The sequence below is a fragment of the Bradyrhizobium sp. URHD0069 genome, assembly GCF_000701345.1.
In the GTDB taxonomy this organism is placed as follows: Bacteria; Pseudomonadota; Alphaproteobacteria; order Rhizobiales; family Xanthobacteraceae; genus Bradyrhizobium.
In genome coordinates this window covers 1-20,592 of the sequence record NZ_JNIJ01000064.1, presented here as the reverse complement: position 1 = coordinate 20,592, position 20,592 = coordinate 1, and the positions used below count along the sequence as shown (strand labels likewise).

At 62.2% G+C, this 20,592-nt stretch carries 18 protein-coding genes and 1 pseudogene; 10 read left to right on the top strand and 9 right to left on the bottom strand.

What is annotated here, in order from left to right; translation table 11 throughout:
• From N554_RS0127945 to N554_RS0127930, 4 genes are all read left to right on the top strand, one after another.
• On the top strand, nucleotides 1-283 hold a 283-nt coding region (locus N554_RS0127945; protein ID WP_029586496.1), incomplete at its 5' end, for an IS5/IS1182 family transposase.
• A gap of 155 nt (nucleotides 284-438) precedes the next feature.
• Nucleotides 439-1,422 carry a 3,4-dihydroxyphenylacetate 2,3-dioxygenase gene (gene hpaD / locus N554_RS0127940; protein ID WP_029586495.1) on the top strand — a complete coding sequence of 328 codons (984 nt, stop codon included), beginning with the start codon at nucleotides 439-441 and terminating at the stop codon, nucleotides 1,420-1,422.
• Between the two features lie 109 nt (nucleotides 1,423-1,531).
• Complete coding sequence (locus N554_RS0127935) at nucleotides 1,532-2,404, top strand: fumarylacetoacetate hydrolase family protein (RefSeq protein WP_029586494.1); 873 nt, start codon at nucleotides 1,532-1,534, stop codon at nucleotides 2,402-2,404.
• 28 nt (nucleotides 2,405-2,432) lie between these two features.
• Nucleotides 2,433-4,058 (top strand): thiamine pyrophosphate-dependent enzyme, encoded by a 1,626-nt coding sequence (locus tag N554_RS0127930; protein ID WP_029586493.1) that lies wholly within the window; start codon nucleotides 2,433-2,435, stop codon nucleotides 4,056-4,058.
• Nucleotides 4,059-4,066: 8 nt separating this feature from the next.
• On the opposite strand, the gene alkB is transcribed toward N554_RS0127930, so the two are convergent.
• From alkB to N554_RS0127900, 6 genes are all read right to left on the bottom strand, one after another.
• On the bottom strand, nucleotides 4,067-4,720 hold the full coding sequence (alkB, locus tag N554_RS0127925; RefSeq protein ID WP_029586492.1) for a DNA oxidative demethylase AlkB: 654 nt from the start codon (nucleotides 4,718-4,720) through the stop codon (nucleotides 4,067-4,069).
• Nucleotides 4,721-4,731: 11 nt separating this feature from the next.
• Entirely contained in the window at nucleotides 4,732-5,475 is a 744-nt protein-coding gene (locus N554_RS0127920) for a 2OG-Fe(II) oxygenase (protein ID WP_029586491.1), read from the bottom strand.
• A 255-nt stretch (nucleotides 5,476-5,730) separates the two neighbouring features.
• Nucleotides 5,731-6,417, bottom strand: coding sequence for a DUF2848 domain-containing protein (locus N554_RS0127915; RefSeq protein WP_029586490.1), 687 nt, complete (start codon nucleotides 6,415-6,417; stop codon nucleotides 5,731-5,733).
• On the bottom strand, nucleotides 6,410-7,759 hold the full coding sequence (locus N554_RS0127910; protein WP_029586489.1) for an amidase: 1,350 nt from the start codon (nucleotides 7,757-7,759) through the stop codon (nucleotides 6,410-6,412). The genes N554_RS0127915 and N554_RS0127910 overlap by 8 nt, the downstream gene beginning before the upstream one ends.
• A 28-nt stretch (nucleotides 7,760-7,787) precedes the next feature.
• On the bottom strand, nucleotides 7,788-8,108 hold the full coding sequence (locus tag N554_RS0127905; protein WP_029586488.1) for an AtuA-related protein: 321 nt from the start codon (nucleotides 8,106-8,108) through the stop codon (nucleotides 7,788-7,790).
• Between the two features lie 3 nt (nucleotides 8,109-8,111).
• On the bottom strand, nucleotides 8,112-9,452 hold the full coding sequence (locus N554_RS0127900; protein WP_029586487.1) for an acyclic terpene utilization AtuA family protein: 1,341 nt from the start codon (nucleotides 9,450-9,452) through the stop codon (nucleotides 8,112-8,114).
• A gap of 249 nt (nucleotides 9,453-9,701) precedes the next feature.
• Between N554_RS0127900 and N554_RS0127895 the strand changes: the two genes are divergently transcribed.
• The 4 genes from N554_RS0127895 (at nucleotide 9,702) to N554_RS0127880 (ending at nucleotide 13,561) form a co-directional block, all read left to right on the top strand.
• A complete protein-coding gene (locus tag N554_RS0127895) occupies nucleotides 9,702-10,112 on the top strand; it encodes a Zn-ribbon domain-containing OB-fold protein (RefSeq protein ID WP_029586486.1) in 411 nt (136 codons plus the stop codon).
• A 5-nt stretch (nucleotides 10,113-10,117) separates the two neighbouring features.
• The gene (locus N554_RS0127890) at nucleotides 10,118-11,257 is read left to right on the top strand and encodes a thiolase C-terminal domain-containing protein (protein WP_029586485.1); all 1,140 of its coding nucleotides are present in this window, start codon (nucleotides 10,118-10,120) and stop codon (nucleotides 11,255-11,257) included.
• Between the two features lie 99 nt (nucleotides 11,258-11,356).
• Nucleotides 11,357-12,277 carry an SDR family oxidoreductase gene (locus N554_RS0127885; protein WP_029586484.1) on the top strand — a complete coding sequence of 307 codons (921 nt, stop codon included), beginning with the start codon at nucleotides 11,357-11,359 and terminating at the stop codon, nucleotides 12,275-12,277.
• 120 nt (nucleotides 12,278-12,397) lie between these two features.
• On the top strand, nucleotides 12,398-13,561 hold the full coding sequence (locus N554_RS0127880) for an SMP-30/gluconolactonase/LRE family protein (protein ID WP_029586483.1): 1,164 nt from the start codon (nucleotides 12,398-12,400) through the stop codon (nucleotides 13,559-13,561).
• Nucleotides 13,562-13,790: 229 nt separating this feature from the next.
• Here N554_RS0127880 and ppc read toward each other — a convergent pair whose 3' ends face one another.
• From ppc to N554_RS0127865, 3 genes are all read right to left on the bottom strand, one after another.
• Nucleotides 13,791-16,589, bottom strand: a complete 2,799-nt coding sequence (gene ppc, locus N554_RS0127875; RefSeq protein WP_029586482.1) for a phosphoenolpyruvate carboxylase — start codon at nucleotides 16,587-16,589, stop codon at nucleotides 13,791-13,793.
• A 111-nt stretch (nucleotides 16,590-16,700) separates the two neighbouring features.
• Nucleotides 16,701-18,245 (bottom strand): acyl-CoA synthetase, encoded by a 1,545-nt coding sequence (locus N554_RS0127870; RefSeq protein WP_029586481.1) that lies wholly within the window; start codon nucleotides 18,243-18,245, stop codon nucleotides 16,701-16,703.
• 140 nt (nucleotides 18,246-18,385) lie between these two features.
• The gene (locus N554_RS0127865; RefSeq protein ID WP_029586480.1) at nucleotides 18,386-19,198 is read right to left on the bottom strand and encodes a crotonase/enoyl-CoA hydratase family protein; all 813 of its coding nucleotides are present in this window, start codon (nucleotides 19,196-19,198) and stop codon (nucleotides 18,386-18,388) included.
• Nucleotides 19,199-19,306: 108 nt separating this feature from the next.
• Here N554_RS0127865 and N554_RS0127860 point away from each other — a divergent pair, with 108 nt between their 5' ends.
• Nucleotides 19,307-20,179 carry an SDR family oxidoreductase gene (locus N554_RS0127860; RefSeq protein WP_029586479.1) on the top strand — a complete coding sequence of 291 codons (873 nt, stop codon included), beginning with the start codon at nucleotides 19,307-19,309 and terminating at the stop codon, nucleotides 20,177-20,179.
• Between the two features lie 186 nt (nucleotides 20,180-20,365).
• A pseudogene (locus N554_RS0127855) lies at nucleotides 20,366-20,592 on the top strand (IS110 family transposase); the annotation flags it as partial.

Below are 20,592 nucleotides of genomic sequence, written 5' to 3'. Positions count from 1 at the left end.
CCCCAGGCTGCGCCACATCTTCGCCGACCGCGTCTACCGAGGTCCGAAATTGCTCGAGGCACTCGCCGATCAGGGCAAATGGACCATCGAGATCGTCACCCGCTCGCAGAGCGTGGGAACGTTCAAAGCCGAGCCTCGGCGTTGGGTCGTCGAGCGCACGTTTGCATGGTTCGGTCGCAATCGAAGGCTTGCCAAAGACTTCGAGGCATCCATAGCCAGCGCGGAAGCCTGGGTCCTGATTGCAAGCATCCGCCTGCTTTCCCGCCGCCTGGCAAGAACCTGATATGCCAATGACCTATTTTGAGTCAGACTCTCAGGAGCGGCCGCTTGGCCGCATCTCGAAGGATAAGCCGTAGAAACCTCATGGTTCGAGACGGCGCTGAAGCAGCGCCTCCTCACCATGAGGACAGATAAAGCCAAGAGCTGGAACGTCATCGCATGCCCATCCCGCAACACGTCTTCGATCCGCCGTTCAACATCATCCGGTGCAGCCATGCCGTGCTGGACGTGGTGGATCTGAATGCCAGCCGTGAGTTTTATGAAAATGCTGTCGGGTTGCACGTTGAGGATTGCGACGACAGAGCGGTCTACCTGCGCGGCAGCGAGGAGCATCAGCATCACTCGCTGGTGCTGCGTAAGGCGTCGACCGCCGCCTGCAACCGCCTCGGATTCAAGGTCGGAAATGAACAGGATCTCGATAAGGCCGCGACATTCTTTTCGGAAAACGGGATCGCTTATGCGTTTTCGCAGCAACCGTTCCAGGGTCGCACGCTGCAATTCACCGACCCGTTCGGCTTTCAGATCGAGATTTACGCATCCATGGAAAGGCGCCCGCATCTGTTGCGCCGCTACGATCTCTACAAGGGCTGCCACCCGCAACGGCTCGACCACTTCAACGTGTTCGCCGCCGAAGTTCAGGCTACCGTCGACTTCTACGCGCGGCTCGGTTTTCGCCTGAGCGAATACGCCGAGGAAGACGGGCCGAATGGCCGCATCGCGGCGGCGTGGCTGCACCGCAAGGGCAATGTGCATGACTTTGCCATCACCAACGGCAAGGGCCCCCGCCTGCACCATTTCGCCTATTGGGTGCCGACCGCGATGAACATCCTGCATCTGTGCGACGTGATGGCCTCGAGCGGTTTTCTGAGGAACATCGAGCGCGGGCCCGGCCGCCACGGCATCTCCAACGCATTCTTCCTCTACATTCGTGACCCCGATGGTCATCGCACGGAGCTCTACACCAGCGATTACTTCACCATGGACCACGACCATGAACCGATGCGCTGGTCGCTGAAAGACCCGCGGCGGCAAACGCTGTGGGGCGCGCCCGCGCCACGTTCCTGGTTCGAGCAGGGCTCGCCATTTCCGGGACAGGCCGTCCGCGAAGCGTTGTTTGTCGCCGATGTAACGGTTGCTGACTAGAGTCGATCTGTGAATTCCCGCCGCAACATGCCAATTGGCGGTAACGAGGGCTCTCACGACGCGTCGTCCCGGCGCACGGCGGAACAACGCGAATGATATTGGACCTCTGATGGCCCCTCCCCGCCTTGCCAGTTTTTCCGTCAACGGATCGCAGAAGGACGGTGCCGTGGTCGAGGGCGGCATCGGTGATCTCTCCGCTCACTTTGCAAAAGAATATCCGACAATCCGTGAAGCCATCGCCGCCGGCGCGCTGGTGAAACTTGCCGAGGATGCTGCGCGGCGCTCGCCGGATCATGCGCTGGACGCGATCATTTGGCAGCCACCGATCCCTGCGCCGGAAAAGATCATCTGCATCGGTGTCAATTATCCGGACCGTAACGCGGAATATAAAGACGGCCAGGATGCGCCGACATATCCCAGCATGTTCATGCGCACGCCGCGCTCTTTCGTCGGTCACCTGACGCCGCTGGTTCGCCCGCACGCGTCGACCCAGCTCGACTACGAAGGCGAACTGGTTCTGGTCATCGGCAAAGCCGGCCGGCATATTCCAGAGAGCGCGGCGCTCGATCACATCGCTGCCGTTACGCTGTGCAATGAAGGCACCATCCGCGACTGGGTCAGGCACGCGAAGTTCAATGTGACGCAAGGCAAGAATTTCGACTCCACCGGCAGCCTTGGCCCCTGGCTCGTACCCTACACCGATGAAAAGCAGATCGCCGACATCAGGCTGACGACACGGGTTAACGGCGAGACCCGACAGGACGACCGCACCGGGCGGTTGATCTTCGGCTTCCGCTACCTGATCAACTATATCTCGACCTTCACTACTTTGGTGCCCGGTGACGTGATCGTGACGGGAACGCCGACTGGCGCCGGTGCACGGTTCGATCCGCCACGCTATCTAAAACCCGGCGACGTCGTAGAAGTCGAAGCTGAAAATATTGGCCTGTTGCGCAATGGCGTAATCGACGAAGCCTCATGAATTGGCTCGTAAGCGATTGGACAATAGGATGACTGTCAGTACTGGCGGCGAAGCCATCGTCAGCGGCCTGGTCGCGCACGGCGTCGACACCGTGTTCGGTCTGCCCGGTGCGCAGATCTACGGGTTGTTCGACGCGTTCCAGCAGGCGCAGTTAAGGGTCATCGGCGCCCGGCACGAGCAGGCCTGCGGCTACATGGCCTATGGCTACGCGCGATCCACCGGCAGGCCCGGCGTGTTCAGCGTCGTGCCTGGCCCGGGGGTGCTCAATGCGGGCGCGGCCATGCTCACGGCATTCGGAGCGAACGAGCCGGTGTTGTGCCTGACCGGACAGGTGCCCACGCAATTTATCGGCAAAGGCCGCGGCCATTTGCACGAAATGCCGGATCAGCTCGCAACGCTGCGAAGTTTCGTCAAATGGGCCGACCGCATCGAATATCCCGATGCCGCGCCGACATCGGTCGCGCGCGCATTCCAGGAAATGATGTCGGGGCGCCGCGGACCCGTCGCGCTGGAAATGCCTTGGGACGTGTTCACGCAACGCGCTGAAACCGGCGTATCGAAGGTGTTCGAGCCCTTTCCGGCGCCGCAGCCCGATACCGAACGTGTCACGGCCGCCGCCGCGCTGATCGCAGACAGCAAGACGCCGATGATCTTCGTCGGCAGCGGCGCTATTGACGCGCGCGATGAAATTCTCGAGCTTGCCGAATTGATCGACGCTCCTGTGGTGGCGTTCCGCAGCGGGCGCGGCATCGTGAGCAACGCGCACGAGCTTGGGCTGACGATCGCGGCGGCTTATCGACTGTGGCCGCAGACCGACCTGATGATCGGGATTGGCAGCCGTATGGAATTGCCCACGACGTTTCGCTGGCCTTTTCAGCCACCCGGTTTGAAATCAATCCGCATCGATATCGATCCGTCGGAAATGCGCCGGTTGACGGTGGATGCCCCTGTGGTCGCCGATGCCCGGGCCGGCACGCGCGCACTGCTCGCAGCGGTCAGAAAGGCGGGCTACTCCAAGACGCGCGGCCGCCGCGCCGCGATCCGTGATGCCTCGGCGACGGCGCTGCAGGAGATTCAGACGGTTCAGCCGCAGATGGCGTACCTGAATATCCTCCGCGAGGTGCTGCCGCATAGTGCCATTGTCACCGACGAGGTCTCGCAGGTCGGATTTGCGTCCTGGTATGGCTTTCCGGTCTACGAACCGCGCACCTTCATCACCTCGGGCTATCAGGGCACGCTGGGCTCGGGCTTTCCGACCGCACTCGGCGCCAAGGTCGCAAATCCGGACCGAACGGTGGTCGCGATCACCGGCGATGGCGGCTTCATGTTCGGCGTGCAGGAACTTGCCACCGCCGTGCAGTTCAACATCGGCGTGGTCGTGCTGGTGTTCAACAACAATGCCTATGGCAACGTCCGGCGCGATCAGCGCGAGCTTTTCGGCGGCCGCGTGGTGGCGTCCGACCTGGTCAATCCGGATTTCGTCAAGCTCGCGGAGTCCTTCGGCGTTGGGGCTGCGCGCGTGAGCTCGCCCGATCAATTTCGCCCCGCGCTGGAAAAAGCCTTGGCGAACGGTGGTCCCTATCTCATCGACGTCGAAGTGCCCAGGGATTCCGAGACCACTCCGTGGACGTTTATTCACCCGGCGAAGCCGTAGCTGGAGCTTCACCGCGCCTTGCGGAACGTCAGATTGATGCGTTGCCGGCCCAGCAAGCCGTGTTCCCCGTCCGCGAGCGGCGCGACGCCATGAAACACGAGCCGCGCCGGTCCGCCCCACACCGCGATGTCGCCATGTTCCAGCCGAAACCGGCGCGGCCGGTCGCTTCGCTTCAATCCGCCGAACAGGAAGATCGCGGGCAAGCCGAGCGACACCGAGACGATCGGCGCGCTGAAATCATTCTCGTCCCTGTCCTGATGCAGGGACATGCGCGCGCCGGGCTGGTAGCGATTGATCAGGCACGCGTCCGGCGAAAATCCACGGAAGCCGGCACGGTCAGCCGCTTGCTCGGCGAGTTCGCGAAACGATAGCGGCATCGCCGGCCATGGCTTTCCCGTCTCGGGATCGCGGGCATCGTAGCGATAACCGGTGCGATCGGTGACCCAGCCAGCGCCGCCGCAATTTGTCATCGCCACCGACATCTGATGCCCGCCCGGCGTCACCATGTGGCGAAACGGCGCTTGCGCTGCGATATCGCGCAAAGCCGCCGTCAGATCGGCTTCGAACGGTTTTGCGAATCCACGCAGCAGCACCGCGCCATCCGCCATCAGCTCCTGCGACGGGCGCATATCGGCAACACTGGCAAGCAAATCCGCGGTCAAACGAATAGCACTCACTTCGCATCGTGAAAGATCACGCCGAGGGTATGGCGGTGGCCGGAACGAATCCGGTTCACGCCGTGGCGCAGATTAACCCGATAGAATCCGCGTGTCCCCTGCACCGGCCTGTGATGCACGGCAAAAGCCACCGCATCGCCCTGCGCCAGCGGCACCACTTCGGGCCGCGACTGCATTCGCGGCCGCTGCTCGGTCAGCACGAATTCGCCGCCGCTGAAATCGCGGCCCGGTTCCGAGAGCAGGATCGCGACCTGCAGCGGAAACACGTGTTCGCCATAGAGATCCTGATGCAGGCAGTTGTAGTCGCCGGCACCATATTGCAGCAGCAGCGGCGTCGGCCGGGTCTGGCCGGCGGCGTGGCATCGCTTCAGGAACGCTTCGTGACCTTGGGGGTAGCGGATATCGATACCCATGGCTTCGTTCCAGCGGTTGGCGATGTCGCGAAGCTGCGCATAGAGAGCCGGCCGCAATTCCGTGATCAAATCCGGAAGCGGATGAGAAAAATATTTGTACTCGCCGCGCCCGAACCCGTGGCGTGCCATCACAATGCGGCTGCGGAAATGTTTGTCGTCGGCATAGAGCGCCGCCAGCGCGCCACACTCATCCCGCGACAGCAAACCTTTCAGGAGGACGCAACCCTGCGCGTCCAGCTCGGCCGTCGCTTGCGTCCAGTCCATCGCATCGACGCGTGCGGCGATTTCGGATGAGGGACGGATGATGTTCTTTGCGCTTGATGTCATGGCGGGGAATTTCGCAAATCAGATCGCCTCGCGCCACCCGATTTCCGAAAGGGCCGAGCATGAAACTATAGTTCCGACCTCTCAGCGTCGTCCCCGCGAACGCGGGGATCCATAACCACCGGCGTCGATTGTTGCAGAAAGTGGCTGCTTCAGGGGCCAAAATGATAGAACACGGAGTACGGGTCCCGGCTTGCGCTCGCTCCGCCCGCTTGCCGGGACGACGGGGACGCGATGCGCTATCGAAACCGCGCCGCGTCAGCCAAGGATCGGAAGTTCGATCACATCATAGGCATGGCGAATGCTGCGATTGAGAACGGGATCCTCGAACTCGCATTCGAACCTGGTTGCGGGGCGGATACCGCCTTTGGCCGCGAAGGTGCCACCGAACATGGCGCAACCGTCCGGCAGTCCCTCAGCCCCGAAACCGCGCTGAATCAGTTCCTTAACCGGGAGCATGCTGTCGAGGGTGCCTTCCTGGTACAACACGCGTGCGCCGTCGATCCATGCGTGCGAACGCAGGATCATTTGGTCCCAGTGATCGGCAAGCTCCTCGAGTTCCCACAGCACCGGCGCGATGGGCTTGTCGCACATCTGCTTGGAGACCGTGACGCTGTAGGTTTCCACCTTTCGGTCGGTATGATCGGAGCCGAGACCGACAAAAATGCGGCGCTGCCAGCCGATCAGGACGAATTCGACCTCGCCGCTCGATTCACTGCCGCTCACTTCGATGCTGTCGGCCGTGGTCAGCCGCCGCGCGGCGACGCGGTAATAGATCGGCGTGGACGCCGGCCGCGCAATGCCGATCGCTTCAAGTTCGGCGATGTGCTTGTCGCGCGCTATCGGATCGCGGCCGGTCCAGCCTGCGATAACAGCCTGATCTATCGGCAAGGTCAACGGGGTCGTGGCGCCTTTGGCGTCGATGGTGAATGCAAGATCAAACACGGATGGCGGCCTCCATTCCGGCGGCGAGTTCAAAGATGCGGCGGTCAGCCCCGCCTGATGCCGCGAGCATCAGCCCGACCGGCACCTCACTCTCGCGATGCGCGGGCAGCGAAATCGCGCAGCCGTCGATCATGTTGATCAGCGTACAGTTACGCAGCGACAGCAGGTTGGCTTTGGTGAAAGCCTTGTCGTCGGCGAGATCGGCGATGCGCGGCGGCGTGTTGGCGGTGGTCGGCAAAATCAGCGCGTCATAGGGCGCAAGGCGAGCCGCAGCGCGCGCGATCAGCGACTTCCGCGCGCCGAGCAAATCGACGTAGTCAGCGGCGCTCAAACTTTCTCCGCGAAGGATGCGCATTGAAACGCGGGGATCGTAGACGTCGCCCTTGCTGACGATCAAATAGCGATGCCAGGCGTAGCTTTCCGCCGCGGCGAAGCCGCCCTTGGCGTTCAGCTGCGCCACGTCCAGGAACTCGGGCACCGCGATCCGCTCGATCAGTGCGCCCTGGCGCGAGAGCACCTCCAGCGCGCGTTCAAAAGTCCGCGCCACGGCATCATCGAGCTCGTCGAGCGCAACCGTGGTCGGCACCGCCAGACGCATGCCCCTGATTGGACGCGGCTGCAGCGGCGCGACCGTTTCGTTGGCGAGCACCACGTCGAGCACCGCGCAGCACGTAACCGAGCGCGCGAGCGGCCCGATGCTGTCGAGCGTGAACGACAGCGGCACGGCGCCATCGAGCGGCACGCGCCGCTGCGTCGGCTTGAAGCCGACGATGCCGTTATAGGCTGCCGGAATCCGGCAAGAGCCGCCGGTATCGGTGCCGAGCGCGCCATGCGCCATCCGATCGACGACGGACACCGCCGCGCCCGATGACGACCCGCCGGGCACGTGACCTACGCTGCGCTGCCATGCGCTCTTCGGCGTACCGTAATGCGGATTGATGCCGATCCCGGAAAACGCGAACTCGGTCATGTTGGTCCGACCGATCACAACGAAGCCGGCACGACGCAACCGCGCCACCGCGGGAGCATCGGCTTCCGCCGGCGGCGAATCCTCCAGCGCGCGCGACCCGGCGCGGCTCACCTGCCCCTTGATGTCGAACAGATCCTTGATCGAAAGGGGAATGCCGGCATAGCGCGACGGCGCCGCTTTCACTTCGCGCAGCCGGTCCATCGCTTCCGCCGCTTCGATCGCCGCTTCCGCATCGACATGAATGAAGGCGCGTGCGCCCTCCCCCGAGGAATCCGCGATCCGGGCAAGGCATTCGTCAACCAGTTTGCGGGCACTGGTGCGGCCATTCTCGAGATCATCAGCCAGGGTGGCAAGGGTCGGAATGTTCGGCATCGTTTTTTCGCCTTCGCTGCACGATCGATTATTCGTTATCAGAATCTGCTTCGATCTCCATATCGAGCAGCGCGGAACTCAGCGACTTGCCATGCGCATCGAGCGCCAGCGACCGCGTCACGCCACCGCCGAGCGCACAGCTCATCACGAAATTCAGCGCGGCAATATTGGGCAGCTCATAGCGGACAACCTCGCCTTCGACAACACCGGAAAAATGCGCTTTTACCCGCTCGCTGGTGACTTGCTTCAGCAGCAGCGGATAGTGCTTTTCGTCATAGGCGATCACGGAAATGTTGGAGGTGTTGCCCTTGTCGCCGGTGCGGGAATGGGCGATCTCGCGCAGCTTCATCGCTCACGCCTCCACGAAACGGACCTGCGGCCTGACGAGTTCGCGCGGCAGCAAGACGGACGCAACCGCAACGACATCGCGCGCCGATTTGAAAGCCCCGCCGCCGGCGGCGGGACCATTGGTGTAGAGCGTTTCGACCTCGTTGCCGATTCTGACAGCCTCGCGCAGATTTTCGGTGCGGCCTGTGACGCGAACGCGTACCTCGTAAGGCTCGTTCGCGTGCGCGGAGACTTCGGCGCCGTGCAGCGAGTCGACGCCGATCAGTTCGAACCGAAATTCGCTTGCCGCAACTCCAGTGAGTTTCAGCCGCTCGCGAACAATCTCCAGCGCCAGCCGTCCGCGCGCCAACGCGCCGGGACCGGCATAGGAAATCTGGCCCTCACCGATATAGCTGTCGACATAGCCGACCGACACCTTCAGCGTGCCGGTGCGCTTCGTTCCACGCCCGCCGCTGACGCGGACACGGTCCGGCGCGATCTCTTCGACCTTCACTTGCGAGAAATCCGCGACCACGTCGGGTTGGATATATTGCTTGGGATCGTGCACCTCGTAGAGCAGTTGCTCCTTGCAGGTTTGCGCCGTCACCGCGCCGCCGGAACCCGCGACCTTGGTGATGACGAGGCTGCCGTCTTCACCGACTTCGCCGATGGGAAAGCCGAGCCGCGCAAGGTCGGGGATATCCTTATAACCGGGGTCAGCGAAATAGCCGCCGGTGATTTGCCCCGCGCATTCAAGCAAATGCCCGGCGACGGTCCCCTGCCCCAGCCGATTCCAGTCATCCATCGCCCAGCCGAAAGCGTGAATCATCGGCGCCAGAAACAGCGCCGGATCGGAGGCGCGCCCGGTAATCACAATATCGGCGCCGCCGGTCAGCGCCGCCGCCATCGGCTCGGCGCCGAGATAGGCATTAGCCGACAGCAGCCGGTTGCCGAGTTGTTTGATAGTACCGTCGAACTCCATAATCGGGAGATCGCCATCCTTGCAGGCATCGAGCACGTCGTCGCCGACGACGGCGGCAATCCTCAACGATGAGAGTCCGAGCGACCTTGCGATCTCGGCGGTCCTGCGCGCCGCGGCGACCGAATTGGCCGCGCCCATATTGGTGACGATCTTGATGCCCTTGGAAGCGCAGACCGGCAGCGCCGCGCGCATCCGCTCCTCGAGTAGCGGATCGTATCCACTGTCCGGGTCTTTCATGCGCGCCTGCTGCGCGAGCGCAACGGTGCGCTCGCCGAGACACTCGAACACCAGATAATGGATATCGCCCTTTTCGGCGAGTTCAACCGCGGGCTCGATGCGGTCGCCCGAATAGCCCGCGCCGGATCCTACTCGAATCGTCCGCACACCCTCTCCTCCCTCACAGCGTCACATCTTTTTGGTGAGGTTGCCTCGTCGCTGGCGCTTCTCGCAATGATGGACACCCTAGCGCGAGAGATCGAAAGCATACAAGCGTTCCAGGCGAGCGATTGTTCCCGTGCCGGAATACGCGCCATGCAACAGGTCAGCTGGACCGTTGACGCCTTATGGTCAAATGTCGCATCAAGGTCGCAACAGTGGGCCCCGCAACCCGATCTCTGGGAGGAAACCACAGATATGGCTGAGCCAGCGCGCGCGCGACCGAAACCGACACCGGAAACCCGGCATTTCTGGGATGGCACGCAGGCCGGCGAATTGCGCCTGCAGCGCTGTGACGCCTGCGCCAATGTCTATTTTCCGCCGCGCCCGTTCTGTCCGGCCTGTGCCTCGCGCAAGGTCAGCGTGTTCAAGGCCAGCGGCAAGGCAAAACTCTACAGCTACGTCATCCATCACCGCCCGGTGCCGGGCTTCACGCCGCCATACGCCATCGCGGTGGTGGAGTTGGATGAAGGTCCGCGCATGATGAGCAATATCGTCGATTGTCCGCAAACGCCTGAGGCGCTCGAACTCGACATGAAGCTGGAAGTCGCGTTCGAGAAGCTCGACGACAACATCACCCTTCCGTTATTCCGTCCGGCGAAGGGCTAGGCATCATGCGGAAGAACCAGGTCGCCGTTGTCGGCGCTGCCGAAACTACCGAACTCGGCGTTATACCGAATGTCTCGCAGATTCAGCTGCATGCGGACGCAGCGCTGAATGCCATCGCAGACGCCGGACTGAAACTGTCCGATATCGACGGCTTCGCCACCGCTGTCGAGACGCCGCAGCAGATCGCGCATTATCTCGGCATCACGCCAACCTGGGTCGACGGCACCTCGGTCGGCGGCTGTTCGTTCATGCTGCATGTCCGGCACGCCGCGGCGGCGATCGAGGCCGGGCTGTGCAAGACCGTACTGATTACGCATGCCGAAAGCGGCAAATCGAATATCGGCCGCACGCCGCGTATGATCGGCCCCGACAGCCTGAACGGGCAGTTCGAATTGCCTTACGGCGTTTCGACTCCGGCCAGCATGTTTCCGATCCCGGTGCTGCGCTACATGAAGACCCATGGCATCACCCATGAGCAGATCGCCACGGTTGCGGTGGTGCAGCGCGAATGGGCCGCGAAGAATCCGCGCGCCACCATGAAGGCCCCGATCACGGTCGAGGATGTGCTGAACTCGCGGATGATCGCCTATCCGTTCCGCCTCCTGCAGTGCTGCCTGGTCACGGACGGCGGCGGTGCGCTGATTCTGACCTCGGCCGACCGCGCCAAGGATTTTCCGAAGAAGCCGGTCTATATCCTCGGTACCGGCGAAAGCGTGGAAACGCCGATGGTCAGTCAGATGCAGACTTTTGATAGTTCGCGCGCATTCAAGGTCGCGGGTCCCCTAGCTTTCAAGGAAGCCGGCATTGCCCACAAGGATGTCGATCACCTCATGATCTACGATGCGTTCGCGCATCTGCCGCTGTATGGCCTCGGCGATCTCGGCTTCATGCCGCATGAAGAGACCGGCAAGTTCATCGCCGACGGCAATACCCGCCCCGGCGGCAAGCTGCCGCTCAATACCAATGGCGGCGGCTTGAGCTACATGCACTCCGGCATGTACGGCATGTATGCGCTGCAGGAGAGCGTGCGGCAAATGCGCGGCATCGCGCCGGCACAGGTCAAGGACGCGAAGATCTCGGTCTGCCATGGCGTCGGCGGCATGTTCGCGGCAAGTGGCACGATCATCTTTACGAACGAGAAATAATCGTCATTCCGGGATGGTCCGTAAGGACCAGACCCGGAATCTCGATTCCGGGTTCACGCTTCGCGTGCCCCGGAATGACGAAAACAGCGGGAGGCATCCATGAGCCAAGGCAACTCACTCGAAGGCAAATCCATCATCGTTACCGGCGCCGGTCGCGGCATCGGCCGCGAGATCGCGCTGCTCTGCGCCGCCGAGGGCGCCAGGGTCGTGGTCAACGATCCCGGCGTCGCCGCCGACGGCTCGGGATCGAGCGCTTCGCCCGCCGAAGAAGTGGTCGAGGAAATCAGAAAGCGCGGCGGCACGGCAGTAGCGAATTTCGAGACCGTCGCTGAAGCGATCCCGGCCAGCAAGATCGTGAAAACCGCAGTCGACAGTTTCGGCAAGCTTGACGGCGTGGTCAACAACGCGGGCATCCTGCGCGACGCGATTTTTCACCGCATGAGCATCGACGCCTTCGAGTCCGTCATCAAGGTTCATTTGATGGGCTCGTTCTACGTCTCGCACGCCGCGGCGCGGCTGTTCCGCGAGCAGGAAAGCGGTTCGTTCGTGCACTTTACCTCGACTTCCGGGCTGGTCGGTAATTTCGGTCAGGCCAATTACGCGGCGGCGAAGCTGGGCATCGTCGGTCTGTCGAAATCGATCGCGCTCGATATGAACCGCTTCAATGTGCGCTCGAATTGCGTGTCGCCATTCGCCTGGAGCCGCCTGATCGGGACCATTCCGACGGAAACCGAGGCGGAGAAAGCGCGTGTGGCAAAAATTCAGCAGATGGGACCGGAAAAGATCGCGCCGATTTGCGCTTTCCTGCTCAGCGACGCCGCCAGGGATGTCACCGGGCAGATCTTTGCAGTGCGGATGAACGAGATTTTCCTGATGAGCCAATCGCGACCGCTGCGCTCGATCCATCGCGGCGAAGGCTGGACCCCGCAGACCATCGCCGAGCATGGCATGCCGGCGCTGAAGTCGTCGTTCTACAAGCTCGACCGCTCGGCGGATATTTTCAACTGGGACGCCATTTAGCGCGCCCTCGCACGGCGCTGACCGGAAACACGAAGTAGCACCATCTGAGGTTGCCGCCCGCTTTACGCCCGATTGCGGGCGCAGGATTTCCTTTCCAATAAAAGACGTGGGAGGAAAATCATGACAACTTCACTGACCTTTCCTGACAAAAACGAAGGACGCGGCGTCGACCGCCGCAGGCTGCTGAAGGGGGCGGCAGCGCTGGCTGCGACGGGCGCGACCATGAAAGCGGCCTCTGCGGCGACCGTAACGCCATTCGGCCAAACGGGCGCCCCAACCCCGTTGACCGATCCGCTGCCCTTGGGACCGCTACCGGGGAGCCGCTATCCGGATTCCCATCTGGAGTCTCTCAAGAAGCCCAGGGTTTCGTTTGGACCTGCCGGTTTTCCCGCCTTCGCCGGCACCATGGCGGTGGAGCGCGTCGCGACCGGGTTCCGCTGGGCCGAGGGCCCCGTCTACTTCCCGGCTGGGCGCTACGTGCTGTTCAGCGACATTCCCAATAATCGCATCATGCGCTTCTCCGAGGATGACGCTCACCTGAGCGTATTCCGCCAGCCGTCGATGAACTCAAACGGCAACACCATTGATCGGGAAGGACGTCTGATCACTTGCGAACATAGCGGCCGACGGGTCACCCGGACCGAACTCGACGGCTCGATCACCATCATCGCCGACAAATACAACGGCAAGAAGCTGAACTCGCCGAACGACGCGGTTGTCACCTCCGATGGTGCGATCTGGTTCACCGATCCGGTCTACGGCATCGGCGGCTATTATGAGGGCGTCAAAGCCGAGCCTGAGCAGGAAAAGCATAACGTCTACCGGGTGGATCCGAAAACTGGTGACGTCAAGGTTGTCGTCGATGACTTCGTGGAGCCCAACGGCGTTGGCCTCTCGCCTGACGAGAAAAAGCTCTATGTCTGCGACACCGGCTTCACGGACGGGCCGGACAACCCGTCGCATATCCGCGTGTTCGACCTGGATGTGGGGGCCGGAAAAGTTTCGAACAGCAAAGTCTTTGCGGAAATGCCCAAGCCCAGCATTACCGACGGGGTGCGCTGTGACACCGCCGGGCGTGTTTGGTGCTCCGTGGGTTGGGGCGATCCGAACGAGGACGGCGTGCGCTGTTACACTCCTGACGGCGATATGCTCGGCAAGATCCACATACCGGAAACTGTCGCCAACCTGTGCTTCGGCGGTCAGCAACGAAATAGACTTTACATCTGCGGCTCGTCATCGCTCTATGCAGTCTACACGAGTGCGCAGGGCGCGATGAAGCCATGACCAACTAGGCGTCTATTTTTGTTGAGAGATTGATTGCTCGCAGCCGTCGTTGCGAGAAGCGAAGCGACGAAGCAATCCAGACTTGCTTTGCGGCCTGACGGATTGCTTCGCGGAGCCTGTCATCGGGCGCGCATTTCGCGCGACCCGTTGGCTCGCAATGACGACGAGACGCACGCGCGCCTTTCTCGTTATACGGGACACGCGCCTTTGCGTGGACCCGGAATGAGAATTAGCCACTGTTGCGCAAGCCGGCTGAGATCCCGTTGATGGTGAGTTGGATCCCGCGCAGTACCTGCTCATCGGGATTTTGCGCGCGATGCTCCTTCAGCAATTCCACCTGCACATGGTTCAGCGGATCGAGGTAGGGAAAGCGGTTGCGGATCGAGCGCTCCAGCAGCGGGTTGCCCTGCAGCAACCGCTCCTGTCCCATAATGTCCAAGAGCGCTTCGATCGAGCTATGCCATTCGCGGCGGATGCGACCGAAGATATTTTCGCGCAATGCGACATCCGGCACCAGTTCGGCATAGCGCGAGGCGATCGCGATCGAGCTTTTGGCCAGCACCATGTCCATGTTCGACAGCAGCGTCCGGAAGAACGGCCACTCGCGATAGAGTTCTTTCAGGAACGGCATGCCCTTGTCGGGATGCTCCGATATCCAGGTCTCGACCGCGCTGCCGAAGCCATACCAACCCGGCAGCATCAGTCGGCATTGCGCCCAGCTGAATACCCAGGGAATGGCGCGAAGGTCCTCGATCTCACGGGTTTTCTTGCGCGACGCCGGACGACTGCCGATGTTCAGCGTGGAGATTTCAGTAATAACCGTCGAAGCCCAGAAATAGTTTGCAAAACCTTCGGTTTCATAGACCAGCCCGCGATAGGCTTTGAAGGCCAGCGCCGACAGCTGCTCCATCGCCTTCAGGTATTCTTCGCGCGGTGCGCTGTGCTTTGGCTGGAGCAAACTCGCCTCGAGCGTTGCGGCTGCAAGAATTTCCAGGTTGTTGCGGCCAACTTCAGCATTGGAATATTTGCTGGAGATGATTTCGCCCTGCTCGGTGATCCGGATCTGGCCGTTCACCGCACCACCAGGTTGCGCGATGATGGCGTCATAGCTCGGCCCGCCGCCGCGGCCGACCGAGCCGCCGCGGCCGTGAAACAGCCGCAACCGCACCCCGTGGCGCTCGAACACCTCGATCAAGCCGATCTCGGCCTTGTAGAGTTCCCAGCCCGAGGTGACGAAGCCGCCATCCTTGTTGCTGTCGGAATAGCCGAGCATCACCTCCTGCACTGCGCCGCGGCTGTCCACCAGCTTGCGGTAATCGGGCAGCGACAGCATCCGGTCCATGATGCCGCTCGATGCCTGCAAATCCTCGATGGTCTCAAACAGCGGCACGATATTGATCGCGCTGCGGCCCGAGGGATGGACGAGGCCGGCCTCTTTCAGAAGCAGCGCGACCTCCAGCATGTCGGACATCCCCTTGCACATGGAGATGATGTATTGGGGAATAACGTCGGCGCCGAATTTGGCATGCGCCTCGGCGGCAGCGTGGAAGACAGCCAGTTCACCAAGCGTCTCGTCAGAGTATTTCACGAATGCCGAGGTCAGCGGCCGCGCGCTGCGCAGTTCGTTCGCCAGAAGCGCGATCCGTGCCTCTTCATTCAACGCCAGATAAGACATGCCGGGCGTTGCCGCGTCTAGCAATTCGGCGACGGTGCGCTCATGCACCGCGGAATTCTGCCGCATATCAAGACTGGCGAGGTGAAAGCCGAAACAGTCGAGGGCGCGGCGCAGCAGCCGCAGCCGCCCGCGCGCGATCACGCCCGAATTGTTTGCGATCAGAGAGCGGTTGAGAATATCGAGATCGGCTTTGTACTCCCCGACATTGGCATAGGGAGCCGCTTCTCCAACCGGCCGCCGGGTAATTCCGACATCCAGCTTCAGCGCGGTCGCGGTGAGCCGCGCATAGATACCGGATACCGCCAACCGATACGGCTCGCCCCTTCGATGCGGCGAGGTATCGGGCGAGCGCTGGGCGAGCGCGCGCAATTCATCGGAAACATCGGCCAGATGCGCCGCGAGGGAAAGCTCGGCGCCGAGTAGGTGCAGTTCCTCGAGATAAAAGCGCAGCACGCGACTACTCTGCAGGCGCAGCGTGCCCCGCATCACCTCCGCCGTAACGAACGGGTTGCCGTCGCGATCGCCGCCGATCCAGCTTCCCATTCGCAGGAAAGATGCCAGTTCTCCGGACGCGCTGCCCTCGCCTTCGTTCAATCGGTCCTCCAGCGCGCAATGCAGCCGCGGCACCTCGTGCAGGAAGGTGTAGTCGTAGAACGAAAGGCCGTTGCTGACCTCGTCGAGCACGGTGAGCGTGGTGCGGCGCAGGAGATTGGTCTGCCACAGCGTCAGCACCGCGCGACGCAACTGCTCGTCGCTGGCCTCGATTTCTTCCGGCGTGAGCTGGACGCGTTCGCGCCGGTTCAAGAGCGCGGCGATTTCCATCTCACGGTCGATGGTGCTCTTGCGGCGAACTTCGGTGGGGTGCGCGGTCAGAACCGGACTGACTAGGGCTTCGGCGAAAAAACGCCGCAAATCGGCGGCGCTGAAGCCGGCCGCGCGCGCATGCGATAGTGTCAGCGCCAGCGTTCCCGGACGCGGCGATCCGCCGGCAGCTGCGCGCGAGCGCATCTGCCGGATGTTGTTCTGGTCTTCGGCGATGTTCGCTAGATGCGAAAAATAGCTGAAGGCGCGCACGATACGCACGGTTTCGCTGGTCGACATGCTGTCGAGGATGATTTCCAGCTCGCGCCGTGCCGGCCTATCATTGTCGCGATGGAACCGGATCGAGGTCTGCCGGATGCGCTCGACCAGGTCGAACACGTCGGGGCCTTCCTGGTCGCGCACGGTGTCGCCGAGGATGCGCCCGAGCAGCCGGATGTCGTTCCGCAGCCGGGCGTCTTCTTCAAGCGCCTGGGCTTCGTCAGCGCGATTGGACCGCAGCTCAGTGTCGGAAGGCATCATCTGGGAAGACATGGCTGACTGCTCCAGAAACTGCCCGGCACCCTTGCCTCGCAATTTTTAAGGCTTGGCGCAAGACCAAGATAGGGGCGGCCCGGACCAGGGTCTCCCATTCATCGCGGTGTTCTATATCCGCCGCCCTGCCTTTTCCCAATAGGGATCGCGCAGCCGGCGCTTGAAGATCTTGCCGGAATCCTCGCGTGGCAGCTGGGCCTGGATTTCGACGTGCTTCGGCACCTTGTAATCGGCGAGCGAGGTTTTGAGTTGCGCGCGAATCTCCGCGACGTCCAGCGGCACCCCTGCTTGCGGTTCCACCACCGCCATCAGCGCCTCGCCGAATTCATCGTCGGGAATGCCGAATACGGCACAGTCGTAAACGCCTGGCACCGCATGCAGCGCGGCTTCGATCTCCGCGGGATAGATATTGACGCCGCCCGAGATCACCATGTCGCGCTTGCGGTCGCAGATGAAAACATAGCCGTCCTCGTCGATGTACCCGACGTCGCCGGAGGTGATGAACCCTTGCAGGTCGATCTCGGCGCGTTTCTCCGGCTTGTTGTGATAGGTGAAATCCGGGTTGCCTGCGATGCGCGAATAAATTTCGCCGATCTCGCCCGGCGGCAACAATCTCCCGTCGTCGCCGATAAAGCGAAGCTCGGCGCCGGGCGCAATCTTGCCTACGGTACCGGGCTTTTTCAGCGCATCCTCGGAATTGGCGAAGGTGACCGCGCCGGATTCGGTACTGCCGTAGAATTCATGGATCACCGGCCCCCACCACTCGATCATGGCGCGCTTGACATCGGCAGGGCACGGCGCGGCAGCATGGATGATATGGCGCAGCGAGGACATGTCGTATTTGCTGCGCACGGCTTCCGGCAGCTTCATCAGCCGGACGAACATGGTCGGCACCATGAAGATGGTGTCGACCTTTTGCTCTTGAATTAGCCGCAAAAATTCCTCTGGATCGAACCGCGGCATCAGCACCAGCGCGCCGCCGAGGCGGCCGGCGCGCAAGCCGAACGAGTTCGGCGCGGAATGATAGAGCGGTCCCGGCAGCAGCGCGCGGGCGCCGGGCTTCAGCCCATAGATCATCGCGCGCATCCGCTCCGAGGAAGCGCTTTGTTGCGGTGTCGGCGCGGCGCGCCGTACCCCCTTGGGATGTCCGGTCGTGCCTGACGTATAGATCATGTTCTGCGGTTGCGGCAGCGCCGGGCCATCGTAACGCGCTTGCTGTTCGAGCCAGAATTCAAGGTCGGTCGCGAAATCGGGCGTGGCGAGATGATGGAGATCGATCTTGTAATTTGCGAGAATTTCCGGCGGCGTGGGGGCGCTGAGCACGGTAAGCCCCGCTGGAATCGTTTCGCGCAGTTGATGCAGCATGTCGGCATGGCCGATCAGGACCGATGTTTCGGAATCTCTTAGGACATAATCGATTTCCTCCGGCTTGAAGTGCCAATTGACCGGTACCGCGTAGGCGCCGAGCCGCATCGCGCCATAGGCGGCTTCGATGAAGGCGATGTCGTTGCGCATCAGAATGCAGACGCTGTCGCCCTGCTTGACGCCGAGCTTCTGCAGACCTCCGGCGATGCGGTCGGCGCGATCGGCGACTTCGGCGTGGTCGCGCCGTCGCTGATCGCTGATGATGCCGAGGAAAAGCTGTTGCGTTGACATTGTCTCTTTCCGATCTCGCGTCGGTTTAGGAGCCCTCATGGTGAGGAGCGCGTCTTCGCGCGTCTCGAACCATGATATGAAATGTCATCCTTCGAGACGCGGCCTGAAGGCCGCTCCTCAGGATGAGGTTCTGATGTTCGTCAAACGTCGGCGAATCGTGGCGCACGCTTCTCCAAATTGGCGCGGACCGCCTCAAGCTGATTGGCGCTGCCCTTCAGTTTCATCTGCTCAATGGATTCGGCGAGCAGTGTCGGAGCGGGATCGACCGACAGATTGTTCAGCATTCGTTTGGCGGCCCGGATCGCGTCGGGACTTTTTCCCGCGATCTCGCGCGCGACCTCGAAGGCGGCGGCGCGCGGGTCGTCGCAGACCCGCGTCGCGAGACCGTAACTCAGGGCTTCCTGCGCCGAGAAAATTCGTCCGGTATAGGTGAGCTCGCGCAGGATATCATCGCGCACCAAACTCGCCAGGATCGGCGTCCCCGCCATATCCGGCACCAGCCCCCATTTGATCTCCATGATCGACATCCGCGCGTCGGGGGCGAGAAAGCGCATATCGGCTCCGAGCGCGAGCTGAAACCCGCCGCCGAATGCCACGCCCTGGATCGCGGCGATCACCGGCACCGGAAGCTGCCGCCATCCCCACACCGCCTGTTGCGGGAAATTAGCGAGGCCATGGCTGCGGGTCGCCAAGTCGCGTTTCTCGCCACCCGGTATCCCGTTGCTGTCCTTATCCTGCATCGCAGCGAAACGGCCCATGTCGAGCCCGGCGCAAAACGCCCGTCCCTCACCGGACAATACTACTGCCCGAACGCCTCTTTCGCCGGCCAGCCGATCGCTGGTGGCGACAAGGGCGTCGAACATCGCGGCATCCAGTGCGTTCATCTTGTCCGCCCGCACCAGCCGGACATCGGCGACGCCCTCCGAGATCGATACCGAGATGCGCTCTTCCATGGATGGTTCTCCCTGCTGTTCTCTCTGCGTTGCCGCTTTACAGAACGGCGTTGTCCGGTTTTAGTCATGGACCAATTGACAGACAATCCACTTGGGCGGAAACCTCCGATGTTCAACGAACAGCTACTCGCCGGCCGGCGCATCCTCGTTACCGGAGGCGGCACCGGGCTCGGCAAATCGATGGCGGCACGCTTCCTTGAGCTTGGCGCCGAGCTCCACATTTGTGGCCGGCGCAAGAGCGTCTGCGACGAGACCGCGACCGAGTTGATGGACCTGTATGGCGGCAGGGTGGCGAGCCACGGCGTCGATATCAGGAACGCGCTTGCGGTCGATGAGATGATCGAGACGATTTTCAGAGAAGGCCCGCTCACCGACCTCATCAACAACGCCGCCGGCAATTTCATTTCGCGGACCGAGGACCTGACGCCGCGCGGCTTCGATGCGGTGGCCAACATCGTCATGCACGGCACATTCTATGTGACGCATGCGGTGGGCCGACGCTGGATCGCCGCCAAACAACGCGGCAACGTGGTGTCGATCACCGTGACGTGGGTGCGCAATGGCAGCCCCTATGTGGTGCCATCAGCAATGAGCAAGTCCGCGATCCATGCCATGACGATGTCGCTGGCAACCGAATGGGGACGCTACGGGATCCGGCTCAATACCATCGCGCCCGGCGAAATTCCAACCGAGGGCATGAGCAAGCGCTTGAAGGCCGGCGACGAAGCCGGCGCGCGCACCACCGCGATAAATCCCATGGGCCGCGTCGGAAAAATGGAGGAACTGCAGAACCTCGCGGTGTTCCTGATCTCGGGCGGCTGCGACTGGATCAACGGCGAGACCATCGCGATGGACGGCGCCCAGGCGTTGGCGATGGGCGGCAACTTCTATCAGTTGCGCGACTGGACCGACGCTGACTGGACCCAGGCTCGCGATGCGATCAAAGCGCAGAACGAAAAGGACCGCGCCGCAAGAGGGTGACACCTTGCGGAGTGCTTCTACCCGTCGTCCCGGCGAACGCCGGGACCCATACCGCGTTGTCCCCTCGATTAAGGTGGCCAACGCCTTCCGTAAAACCAATGCCGGTGGCTGATGGGGTGGACGGCCCCCTACGGCATCAGTGTGCCAGAATGAGGTTGTTGCAAATCTCAGACAAGGGAGCCGTCCGTGGACCAGATTATCCGCATTGGAATGGATACGTCGAAGCATATTTTTCAGCTGCATGGGGTCGATGCCGCGGAGCGGCCGGGGTTGCGCAAGCGGCTTCGGCGCAACGAGGTGTTGGTGTTTTTTGCCAAGCTGCCGCCGACGGTGATTGGAATGGAGGCGTGCGGCGCAGCGCATGACTGGGCGCGGAAGTTACGCAAGCTAGGCCATGAGGTGAAGCTGATGGC